This window comes from Actinoplanes sp. NPDC051633, from assembly GCF_040681735.1.
GTDB lineage: Bacteria > Actinomycetota > Actinomycetes > Mycobacteriales > Micromonosporaceae > Actinoplanes.
Window position 1 is genome coordinate 1 of the sequence record NZ_JBFAZH010000147.1, and the last position, 10,493, is coordinate 10,493.

A 10,493-nucleotide genomic window follows, 5' to 3' on the forward strand; every position below is an offset into this window, starting at 1 on the left:
GCGGGGCCGCCGACGCGGCCCCGCACCGTTTCCCACCCGGGTGGCCCAGGCGTGGCGCACCGTCGGCGCGGTCTTCGTGGTGCTCGTGTTCGTGCCGCCGCTGCTGCTGCTGGTGTCCGGCTCGTTCACCGCGCCGGGCCAGCCGCCGTCACCGACCCCACAGCTGATACCGGACCCGCTGTCGACGACCGGCTACGAGCAGGCCGTGGCCCTGGGCGGGCTGGCCCGCGCCACCCTCAACTCGCTGCTGGTCGCCGCGGTCGCGGTGCCGCTGAGCGTGCTCGTCGCCTCGTGGGCCGGGTTCGCGCTTGCCCGTTCCGCCCGCCGGGTCACCGGTGTCGTGGTGGCGCTCTCGCTGGTTGCCCTCATGGCACCGGCCACCGCGCTGCTGGTGCCGCGGTTCGTCATCTTCCGATCGCTGGGCCTGACCGACACGCTGGTGCCGCTGATCGCGCCCGCGCTGCTGGGCGCCTCCCCGCTGTACGTGCTGGTCTATTACCTTGCGTTCCGGGCGCTGCCCACCGACCTGTACGACGCCTGCCGGCTGGCTGACCTCACCCCGCTGCAGACCTGGTGGCGCTTCGCGTTGCCGGTGGTCCGGCCGGTCACCGCCGCCCTGACCGCCCTCGCCTTCATCCTGACCTGGTCGAACCTGCTCGACCCGCTCGTCTACGTCTACGACCGCGACCTGTTCACCCTGCCGCTCGCGCTGCGGTCGCTGTCGGTGCTCGACCCGACGAACTTCCCGGTGTTCCTGGCCGGCGCGGTGCTGGCCACCGTTCCGCCGGTGGTGGTGTTCGTGATCGCCCAGTGGTGGTTCCTCCGCCCCGACAACCCGAGAGGACGGCTCCGATGACGACCGTGCGCCGATGGATCGTGCTGCTGCTGTGCGCGGTGCTGGCCGGTGCGCCCGCCGCCTGCGGCCGCGACGACCGCGAGGGCGGGGACTCCGCCGGCCCCGTACGCCTGCTGGCCTTCGGCGCCCCGGAAGAGTTGGCGGCCTACCGGACGCTGATCGACGCGTACGCGAAGGCACGCCCCGGCAAGACCGTGCAGCTCATCGAGGCCAGCGACCGCAAGGACCTGCTGGCCCGGCTGGCCACCTCGATCGCCGGCGGCGCTCCGCCGGACCTGTTCCTGATGAACTACCGCTTCTACGGCCAGTTGGCCGTCAAGGGCGCCATCGAGCCGCTGGACGAGCGCATCGCCGCCTCGAACGCGATCGAGCCCGCCGACTACTACCCGGTGGCCATGAACGCGTTCTCCTGGCAGGGAAGGCAGCTGTGCCTTCCGCAGAACGTCTCCAGCCTCGCCGTCTACTACAACCGGTCGCTTTTCGAGAAGTTCGGCGTCCCGCTGCCCAAGGCCGGCTGGACCTGGAACGACCTGCTCGCCACGGCGACCGCGATGACCCGCGACGCGAACGGGGCGGTCATCCGCGGCGCTGAGAGCGAGGGTGCCGCCCGCCGTCCCGCCGTGCACGGGCTCGGCATCGAGCCGTCGATCATCCGGCTGGCGCCGTTCGTGTGGTCCAACGGCGCCGACATCGTTGACGACCCGGCCCGGCCGACCCGCCTCACCCTCGATACCCCGGCCGCCCGCGAGGCGTTGAAGAACCTCATCGAACTGCGGCTGGCGTACGGGGTGGTGCCCACCGACGAGGAGGTCGAGGCCGAGGACGACGAGTCCCGCTTCGCCAACGGCCGGCTCGCGATGCTGTTCTCGTCGCGGCGCTCCACCACCACGTTCCGGTCGATCACCGGTTTCGAGTGGGACGTGGCGTCGATGCCGATCTACCGGCAGCCGGCCGGCGTCCTGCATTCCGACGCGTACTGCCTGACCCGCGGCAGCAAGAACAAGGACGCGGCGTGGTCTTTCATGGAGTACGCGGTCAGCGCCGAGGGCCAGCGGATCATCGCCGCGACCGGGCGGACCGTGCCGTCGCACATCGGCGTCTCCACCAGCCCGGCGTTCCTCGGCCCGGCGCAGCCGCCGCGCAGCGCCAAGGTCTTCCTCGACGCGATCCCGACCGTCCGCGCGCTACCCACGGTGTCGACCTGGCCGGAGATCGAGGACGTCACCGGCGGGATCCTGGAGAACGCCCTGTACCGCGGCGACCGGCTGGACGACGTCATCCGGCAGCTCGACGAGCAGACCCGCCCCCTGTTCGCCCGGGGCGAGTATCCGCGATGATCACTTGATGAGTGAACCCGGACTGGCGGTGCGGGGCCTGTCGGCGGAGTACCGGGGCGTACCGGTGTTGCACGACCTCGACCTGGCGGTGGACCGCGGCGAGCTGCTGGTCGTGCTGGGGCCGTCGGGAGCGGGCAAGAGCACCCTGTTGCGGGTGGTCGCCGGGCTGCAGGCGGCCACCGCCGGGCAGGTGCTGATCGGCGGGCGCGACGTCACCGCTCTGCGCCCCGGCCGGCGCAACGTGTCCATGGTGTTCCAGTCGTACGCGCTGTTCCCGCACCTCACCGCCGTGGACAACATCACCTTCGGGTTGGAGGTGCGCGACGTGTCCCGGGCGGCGGCGCGGGAGCGTGCCGCCGCCGCCGCGGACGCGGTGGGCTGCGCGCACCTGCTGGACCGGCGGCCCGGCCAACTCTCCGGCGGCGAACGTCAGCGTGTCGCCCTGGCCCGGGCGCTGGTCCGCGAGCCGGACCTGTTCCTGCTCGACGAGCCGCTGTCGAACCTGGACCTGGAGCTGCGGGTGGAGACGCGCGGCGAACTCAAGGCGCTGCACGGCCGGCTCGGCGTCACCACCGTGCACGTCACCCACGACCAGACCGAGGCGCTGGTGCTCGCCGACCGGATCGCCGTGCTGCGTGACGGGCGCATCGAGCAGGTCGGCACCCCCGATCAGATCTGGCGCACGCCCGCGACGCTGTTCGTGGCCCGGTTCGTCGGCTCGCCGGCGATGAACGTCCTGCCGGGCGACGGCCCGCTGGTGCCCGACGGCGCGCCGGGGCCGGTCGGCGGCAGGCACCGGATCGGCGTTCGCCCCGAGGCGGTCCGGGTCGGCGACATCGGCGCCGCCGCCATCGTGGAGCGGGTCGACGTCGTGGGCGAGGACGCGTACGCCTTCCTGCGGCTGGCGGACGGGGGAGCGCCGGTCACCGCCAGGGTGCCGGCGTCGGCGCGGCCGGTCGTCGGGGAGTCGATCCGGGTGGCGGTGCGCTGGGCCGACGTGCACCTGTTCGACGCCGGCACCGGCCACCGGGTGACGTCGCCGTGAGGTCGGAGCCGGACCGCAGCCACCGGCAGCTGGGGCTCATGCTCACCCCGTACGTGCTGGGCCTGGTGGTGCTGGTGCTGGCGCCGTTCGCGGTGACCCTGGCGCTCGCGTTCACCGACTTCGACCTCATCCGGCCTCCGGTGTGGAGCGGCGCCGCGAACTTCGGCGAGCTCGCCGGGGACCCGATCTTCCGTACCGCGGTGATCAACTCCCTTGTCTTCGCCGCGATCGCCGTGCCGCTGCGGCTGCTGATCGCCCTTGGCCTGGCTCTGCTGCTGCACCGGCGTGTGGCGGCCGGCGGCCCGGCCCGCGCGGCCGCGGTGCTGCCGACCGCGGTGCCCGAGATCGCCTACGGCCTGCTGTGGCTCTGGCTGCTGAACCCGCTGTACGGGCCGATCAACCAGATACTGCGCCTCGGTGGCGAGAACGGGCTGACCGCGTTCGGGCGCACACCGCCGCTGTGGCTGACCGACCCGGCCGGCGCCCGCGCCGCGATCATCCTGATGAGCCTGTTCACCATCGGTGAGATGTTCGTGATCCTGCTGGCCGTGCGGCGGGCGCTGCCCCGCGACGTCTACGAGTTGGCGGCGCTGGAGGACGCGACCGCCTGGGACGTGGTGCGCCGGGTGACGCTGCCGCTGATGGCGCCGGTGCTGGGACTGCTGCTGATCCGCGACCTCATCCAGAGCCTGCAGTTCTCGTTCGTGCCGGCACTGGTGGTCACCGACGGCGGCCCGCCCCCGTACGCCACCACCTACGTGCCGCTGTTCATCTACCGCACCTCGTTCGAATACCTGCGCTACGGCTACGCCGCCGCCGCGACGCTGATCATGCTGGTGCTGACCGTCGCCGCGGTCACGGTGCAGTGGCGGTTGCTGCGCCGCTATCGTGACCTGTACGACGTGTGAAACCGCGCATCGGCCGCCACCGTCCCATTCGGTATGGGAGGAGCTCTTACCGTGCGACGCATGCTCACCGTCCTGGCCACCGGTGCCGTGCTGGTGCCCTTGGCCGCGTGCGGCTCCGAGAACGACCGTGGCCCTGCCGCGGCCGGACCGTCGTCCGCCGCGTCCCCACCGGTGGCGTCCCCACCCAGAGCGTCCCCGCCCACAGCGTCCTCGCCCACCGGGGGATCGGCCGCCGCAACGCCAAGGTCGTCCGCGACCACCGCCGGCGGGCGCGCCGCGACGACCCGGCCGACGCGCCCGCCCCCGACCACGGCGGCACCGCCCGGATCGGGGGAGCTGCCCGGTGAGCTGCCGCACGGCAATCGCAAGCTCACCGGCGTCGTGGAGCGCTCCGGCGACTGCGCCATGCTCCGCGTCGGTGACCGCCTGTGGGGCCTGACCGGCAGCCGTGTGCAACCTCTGCGGCCCGGGGACCGGGTGACCGTCCAGGGCCAGGTCACAACCGCGTCCGGCGGGTGCGCCGAGGCGGGCGCCGCCCAGAGCGTGGTGGTCCGCAGCGTCACCAAGGCCTGAGCTCGCTGAGACGAGACGCCCGCGCCTGGCACGTCGGACAATGGGGCGATGGTCAAGGTGTCGGCTCCGGCGCGGGTAGCGCTTGTCGTGCTTCTGCTCGCGGCGCTGCTCGTCGCGGTGGTGTGGTTGCTGCAGCGGCGGCTGATCTACTTTCCGGATCGATCGGCGCCGTCGCCCACGTCCCACAGTGTCTCCGGCGTTCAGGACGTCACCCTGCGTACCGTTGATGGGCTGAATCTGGACGCCTGGCTCGTCGCTCCCCGGCCCGGCACACCCGACGAGCACGTGGCAGTGCTGGTAGCGCCCGGCAATGCGGGCAACAGGCTCGCTCGATTGCCGCTCGCCGCGGCGTTGGCGAACCGGGGGATCACCGTGCTCCTCGTCGACTATCGCGGGTACGGCGGCAACCCGGGCAGCCCGAGCGAGAAAGGCCTGGCGCGTGACATCGAGGCGGCACGGACCTACATCATCGAACAGGCCGGGATTCCCGCCGAGCGGCTGCTCTACTACGGCGAGAGCTTGGGTGCGGCGGTGGTGACCGCCCTTTCGGCGAAACACCCGCCCGCCGGTCTCGTTCTGCGGTCTCCCTTCACCGACCTGCCGGCGGTAGGCCAGGAGCACTATCCGTTCCTGCCCGTACGGCTGCTGGCACGGGACCGGTTTCCGGTCAGGGACCTGATCGCGCGGATCACCGCACCCACGCTCGTCGTCTACGGCACCGCGGACTCGATCGTTCCACCGGCGCACAGCGTGATCGTTGCCGACAATGCCGCAGGACCCGTACGAATCGTCGCCGTCGAGGGGGCCGACCACAACGACGCGTCTCTGCTCAACGGCCCGCAACTCATCGACGCGGTGGCGGACCTGGCCGGCGACATCATATAGCCGTCTGGTGATATGAAGGCATGAGCGCCTACGCCGCCCTGGCCGAGCCGCACCGCAGACAGATTCTGGACCTGCTGCGGGGTGGCGAGCGGCCTGCCGGGGAGCTGGTGGAGTGCCTTGAGCTCAGCCAGCCCGGCGTGTCCAAGCACCTCAAGGTGTTGCGCGAGTCCGGGCTCGTCGTGGTGCGGGCGGACGGAAAGCGGCGCCTGTACGCGTTGCGTCCAGAACCGCTCGCGGAGGTCGACCAATGGCTGGAGCCCTATCGCGCGTTCTGGTCTGGGCGCCTCGACGCCCTCGAACGACACCTGGAGGAGAACCCATGACCGACGGAACCATGGAAACGATCGACGGCCGCCCGGCGCTGCGCTTCGAACGCACGCTCGCACACTCCGTCGAGCGCGTGTGGCGGGCTGTCAGCGTGCCCGCGGAGCTGGAGCGCTGGTTTCCCGCAGCCACCAACTGGACACCGGCCACGGGTGAGACCTTCGAGGCCGCCGGCGCGACCGGCGAGGTGACGGAGGTCGATCCGCCCCATCGCCTGGCCTGGACCTACGCGGGCGAGCTGTACAGCTTCGACCTGACCGCGCACGGGGACGGCTGCCGGTTGATCTTTACGCACGTCATCAACGACCGCGGGCTCGCGGCGCAGACCGCGGCCGGCTGGGAGAGCTACCTCTCGCGGCTCGAGCCCCACCTCGCCGGTGAGTACCTCTCCGAAGAGCAAGCACACGAGTCGTGGGAGGAGATCCACGAACGCTACGCCGAGCGCTTCGGCGTCGACCCGACGCCGGGACGACGCTTCGCGGCGGACCTGCGTTCCGATCGATCATGATTCGTCTGATCCATCGCAAGGAGGCGGCGAGCTCAGGGCCAGGTGTCCCGCTGGGTGGCATCGCGCAAAATGGCCATCGCGGAGGCATGCATGACCGTGGCGGCCTGCTCTCTAGGCAGGCCACCCACATCGGTGAGCCAGATCAGCGCCTCGATGCCCGCGGCTGAGCGGATGGCTCGGGCCAGTAACTCCAAGTCGAGCCCAAGACGGGTGTCGGCCAACGGCTGCAGCGCCTGAAGGATCCACCGGATGCCCCGGCCCTGGCGCAGCGTTCCGGCATCCGCGGTCCCCGGCTCGGGCGGCGGGGCCAGCGCCAGGTGCAGCGCGGCCCGCAGTTGTGGCTCCCACGCCAAGGTCACGTCATGGATGAAGGCCCGCATGACCAACGACAACCGCTCGGCCGGATCAGCCGGCGCCGGGGTCGGGAGCAGCGACTCCAGGTCGATCTGCGGGTGCGCCGCGGCGATCAGATCGCGGTGGTTGGCGAAATACCGGTAGGCGGTGGTCCGTGAGATCCCGGCCGCGGTGGCCGCGGACTCCACGGTGACCGGACGCCCGTGTGCCAGCTCCTGCCGCGCAGCCGTCACGAGCGCGTCGCGGGTGCGTCGCTTCTGCGCTGACCGTCCGGTGTCCACGTACGTGGCCGAACCCGGAGAGGGCGCTTGTGGTACTGAGGTGCCCATGATGGGATGGTAGTACCACAAGCCTGGCCGGCGTGTGTCGGCACGAAGGGAAGACGTCATGAACGATCCCGTCCTGACCAACCCGGAGCTCTACTCGGTGGTGTTCGAGAACGCTCGGGTTCGGGTCCTGCGCTACCACGACCGGCCCGGCGACCGGACCCGGCCGCATCACCATCCCGACAGCGTCATGATCACGATGTCGTCCTTTCAGCGTCAGCTGATCCACGGTGAGCAGAGCGTGAACGTGGCTCTGCCGGCCGGCGAGATCCGCTGGCTCGACGCCCAGGAGCACTCCGGGCAGAACATCGGCGGCACCGACACCATGACGCTGTTCGTGGAACTCAAGGAGCCGGCACAGGCGCCGACGCGGGCCGGGCAGCTGGGACCCCGCACCTGAGCCTCGAACAAGAGATCATTCACCCACCCACGCCGCGGAGGGAGGGCCAGAACCGCTGAGCCCAGTCGAACCAGCTCTCATCCCCGGGCGGTGGGGAGGGCACAAATGAACCGGAGAGCTCGTCCGCGTCGGGGACCTCGAACGCTTCTCGCCAGGGGTCGAGCTCCGCCTCGGCCATGGGGAACGTCTGCTCCGGCGTGTGTTTCCAGCGGTGCTGAATCCGGCTCCATTGCACGTCGCGCTCCACCGGCAAGTACATGATCTCGCATGACGCTCCCACTGAACCGGCCATCCAGCACAGCGCGGAGCGCTCATCGCGCGACCAGAATCCGAAGTCGAGCACGACGCTGACCCCAAGGCGCAGAGCGTCGATGGCCAGTGCGACGAGTCGACCCTCCAGCAGCCACCGCTTGCCGTCGGGCCGCTCCTGGTGCCGGTCCTCCTGGCCGAAGAGGGAGAGCGCCCAGTCGTCGGCGGTGAGCCGCAGGGCCCCACGCGCCGCCAGCTCCCGCGCCCGCACGGTCTTCCCGGACGCGGGAAGGCCCACCATCAAGAACAGTGTGGGTGCCTGACCCGCCTGCGTACCGCTCACCGTCTCATGCACGTGGTCCATGGTGCCTGTCGAAGGCCCTTGTCCGGTCCCCGGGCGGCGCCGGCGCTCGCCGCCGCGGGGAACCTCATCGGATCAGCCCTGTCGCGTCCGGGCGTGGCTTGTCGCCCACTCGAGCGCGTAGTCGGCCACCTTCTCCCAGCCGGCCTCGACACCGGTGAAGTGTGAGCGCTCCGGGAACTCGTAGGTCTCGGTCGTCGCCTCGGAGTTGCGGTACTTCTTGGCGTTCGCCCGGATCACCGCGGGCGGCATCAGGTGGTCCTTGCCGCCGATGATGAACAGCAGCGGGGCGCGGTCGTCCAGGTCGTAGTCGACCCAGGTCTCCTGGTGGCCGGGTTTGAAGTTGGCGATCAGGCCGTAGGCCCACACCCAGTTGCCGGGCGCCGGGATGTGCAGGTAGTCGTACGCCGCGTCGGATTCCTCGCGGCTGACCGTGTTGGCGAACGCGTAGTGGAACTGCTCCTTGGTGAATCCCACCGCGCGGTGCCGGTTGGCCGGGTTCTTGAGTACGGGGAACAGCGACTTGATCTGAGCCGGCGGATTCACCCGCACGCCCTCCGTCGGAGCCGAGTCGATCGTCACCGCGGCGGCGCCCAGCCCTCGGTTGACCAGGAGTTGGGTGAACGTCCCGCCGAATGAGTGGCCCATGATGATCGGCGGACGGTCCAAGCTCTCCACCACGTCGGTGAGGTGGTCGAGCGTCGCGGGAACGGAGGCCTCGGCGATGATCTCGGGCTTCTCGCGCAGCGCCTCGACCTCGATCTCAAATCCGGGGTACGTGGGCACGATGACCTCGTGCCCCTTCGCCCGGTAGTGGTCCGCCCAGCGGTCCCAGCTCCGGGCGGTCATCCAGAGCCCGTGGATCAACACGATGGGCAGGGCTTCGGTGGTCGGCGTGGTCATGATGACTTTCCTTCCGACAATGCGGTGCTGAGGACATGGATCGCTTGCTCGATGGCGCCGGTGGCGGCGGCGGTGCGGCGCAGCGGGTTGAGCATCATGAAGTCGTGCAGGATGCCGTTGTAGCGGACGGAGGTCGTCCGCACGCCGGCCTCGGTCAGCTTGCGGGCGTACGCCTCGCCCTCGTCGCGGAGGACATCGTTCTCGTCCACGATCACGAACGCCTCGGGCAGGCCGGCGAGTTGATCGATGCTCGCCCGCAACGGCGACGCGGTGATCTCGGCCCGGGCGGACACGTCGGGCAGGTAGGCGTCCCAGAACCAGGCCATCGACTTGGCGGTGAGGAACGGGCCCTGGGCGAACTCGCCGTAGCTGCCGGTGTTCTGCCCGGCATCGGTGACCGGGTAGTACATCGACTGGTGCACGAACGCGACGTCACCACGCTGTTTGGCGAGGATCGCCAGGGCGGCGGCCATGTTGCCGCCGACCGAGTCGCCGGCGACCGCCAGCCGCGTCGCGTCGAGGCCCTCGGTCGCACCGTGCTGAACGATCCAGCGCGCGGTCGCGTACCCCTGCTCGATGGCGACCGGGTAGTGGGCCTCGGGTGACCGGTCGTACTCGACGAAGACAACCGCCGCCCGTACCCCGACGGCCAGTTCGCGAACCAGCCGGTCGTGCGTGCCGGCGTTGCCGAGGACCCAGCCGCCGCCGTGCATGTAGAGGATGGTGGGCAGCATGCCGCCGGCGTCCGTGGGCTTGACGATGCGGACCCGCACCTCACCGACGTCGGCCGGAACGGTGATCCACTTGTCGTTCACCTCGGGCTTCGGGATCGGCGCGGCCTGGACGTCGTCGAGGACCTTCCGGGCGCCGTCAGGGCTGAGTTCGTAGAGGAACGGAGGCTGGGCCGTGGCGTCAGTGAAGTCCTGAGCCGCGGGTTCGAGGAAGTGCTCGGTCATGACGGTTTCGACCTTTCTCTCTCACAGTTCCGCGCCGAGGTCGCTGAACAGGCGGTCCCGGGTGAGACCGCTCGAACAGCACCTTGGTGTCGGCGGGGTCGTCGAGGTCGATTCGGTCGGGCAGGTGCTCGGCCATCGCCTCGGCGTGCTGTTCTCCGTATGCGCGGCGGATGACGTTGAGGGCGTGCGCCTTGGTGATCACAGCCATGGGGATCCTCCTTCCGGGAGCCGTCCGGCACCTCGATTGCAGGGACAGCGCGGCGCACGAATTCGTGACACCGACGCCGGCATGATCACTGCCGGGTCTCGGCCCGGTCCCGGATCCCGGTCAGCATGCGACGCATCATCGGGTAGTCGGCGAGTTCCATCAGCAGCACGGTGAACGGCGTCAACGGCCGACGCCACTCGTAGCGGGTGCGCATGCGGCTGATCATGCGGGTCCGGTTCCCGCTCAGCGGCGTCAACCTCCAGGCGAAGGTGCGGTTCGGGGTACGCCACAGCAGCCAGG

General features: G+C 70.5%; 15 protein-coding genes. 9 read left to right on the top strand and 6 right to left on the bottom strand.

The genetic code is table 11. The annotated features are described in order from the left end of the window. The first annotated feature begins 40 nt into the window (after positions 1-40). The 8 genes from AB0M20_RS11460 to AB0M20_RS11495 are packed head-to-tail and all read left to right on the top strand — an operon-like array spanning position 41 to position 6,436. Positions 41-856 (top strand): carbohydrate ABC transporter permease, encoded by an 816-nt coding sequence (locus tag AB0M20_RS11460; protein ID WP_364297009.1) that lies wholly within the window; start codon positions 41-43, stop codon positions 854-856. Next, positions 853-2,193, top strand: coding sequence for a sugar ABC transporter substrate-binding protein (locus tag AB0M20_RS11465; protein ID WP_364296981.1), 1,341 nt, complete (start codon positions 853-855; stop codon positions 2,191-2,193). Before AB0M20_RS11460 ends, AB0M20_RS11465 begins: the two co-directional genes overlap by 4 nt. Before the next feature lie 7 nt (positions 2,194-2,200). Beyond that, positions 2,201-3,238 (top strand): ABC transporter ATP-binding protein, encoded by a 1,038-nt coding sequence (locus AB0M20_RS11470; RefSeq protein WP_364296983.1) that lies wholly within the window; start codon positions 2,201-2,203, stop codon positions 3,236-3,238. 38 nt (positions 3,239-3,276) lie between these two features. Next, on the top strand, positions 3,277-4,146 hold the full coding sequence (locus AB0M20_RS11475; protein WP_364297011.1) for a sugar ABC transporter permease: 870 nt from the start codon (positions 3,277-3,279) through the stop codon (positions 4,144-4,146). Positions 4,147-4,206: 60 nt separating this feature from the next. After that, on the top strand, positions 4,207-4,719 hold the full coding sequence (locus AB0M20_RS11480) for a DUF5818 domain-containing protein (RefSeq protein WP_364296985.1): 513 nt from the start codon (positions 4,207-4,209) through the stop codon (positions 4,717-4,719). A gap of 48 nt (positions 4,720-4,767) precedes the next feature. Further along, complete coding sequence (locus AB0M20_RS11485; protein WP_364296987.1) at positions 4,768-5,604, top strand: alpha/beta fold hydrolase; 837 nt, start codon at positions 4,768-4,770, stop codon at positions 5,602-5,604. 20 nt (positions 5,605-5,624) lie between these two features. Further along, complete coding sequence (locus AB0M20_RS11490) at positions 5,625-5,927, top strand: metalloregulator ArsR/SmtB family transcription factor (RefSeq protein WP_364296989.1); 303 nt, start codon at positions 5,625-5,627, stop codon at positions 5,925-5,927. Then, entirely contained in the window at positions 5,924-6,436 is a 513-nt protein-coding gene (locus AB0M20_RS11495; protein ID WP_364296991.1) for an SRPBCC domain-containing protein, read from the top strand. Before AB0M20_RS11490 ends, AB0M20_RS11495 begins: the two co-directional genes overlap by 4 nt. Positions 6,437-6,468: 32 nt before the next feature. On the opposite strand, the gene AB0M20_RS11500 is transcribed toward AB0M20_RS11495, so the two are convergent. Then, positions 6,469-7,119, bottom strand: coding sequence for a TetR/AcrR family transcriptional regulator (locus AB0M20_RS11500; protein WP_364296993.1), 651 nt, complete (start codon positions 7,117-7,119; stop codon positions 6,469-6,471). Positions 7,120-7,177: 58 nt separating this feature from the next. On the opposite strand from AB0M20_RS11500, the gene AB0M20_RS11505 reads away from it, so the two are divergent. Beyond that, a complete protein-coding gene (locus tag AB0M20_RS11505) occupies positions 7,178-7,516 on the top strand; it encodes a cytoplasmic protein (protein ID WP_364296995.1) in 339 nt (112 codons plus the stop codon). Positions 7,517-7,535: 19 nt separating this feature from the next. On the opposite strand, the gene AB0M20_RS11510 is transcribed toward AB0M20_RS11505, so the two are convergent. The 5 genes from AB0M20_RS11510 to AB0M20_RS11530 form a co-directional block, all read right to left on the bottom strand. Then, positions 7,536-8,066: an ATP-binding protein gene (locus AB0M20_RS11510; protein WP_364296997.1), complete on the bottom strand. Its 531-nt coding sequence runs from the start codon at positions 8,064-8,066 to the stop codon at positions 7,536-7,538. A gap of 135 nt (positions 8,067-8,201) precedes the next feature. Beyond that, a complete protein-coding gene (locus AB0M20_RS11515; RefSeq protein ID WP_364296999.1) occupies positions 8,202-9,029 on the bottom strand; it encodes an alpha/beta hydrolase in 828 nt (275 codons plus the stop codon). After that, the gene (locus AB0M20_RS11520; RefSeq protein WP_364297001.1) at positions 9,026-9,985 is read right to left on the bottom strand and encodes an alpha/beta hydrolase; all 960 of its coding nucleotides are present in this window, start codon (positions 9,983-9,985) and stop codon (positions 9,026-9,028) included. The genes AB0M20_RS11515 and AB0M20_RS11520 overlap by 4 nt, the downstream gene beginning before the upstream one ends. Continuing rightward, positions 9,942-10,193 carry a hypothetical protein gene (locus AB0M20_RS11525; RefSeq protein ID WP_364297006.1) on the bottom strand — a complete coding sequence of 84 codons (252 nt, stop codon included), beginning with the start codon at positions 10,191-10,193 and terminating at the stop codon, positions 9,942-9,944. Before AB0M20_RS11525 ends, AB0M20_RS11520 begins: the two co-directional genes overlap by 44 nt. Before the next feature lie 85 nt (positions 10,194-10,278). Next, complete coding sequence (locus AB0M20_RS11530; protein WP_364297008.1) at positions 10,279-10,407, bottom strand: hypothetical protein; 129 nt, start codon at positions 10,405-10,407, stop codon at positions 10,279-10,281. Between the last annotated feature and the right edge of the window lie 86 nt (positions 10,408-10,493).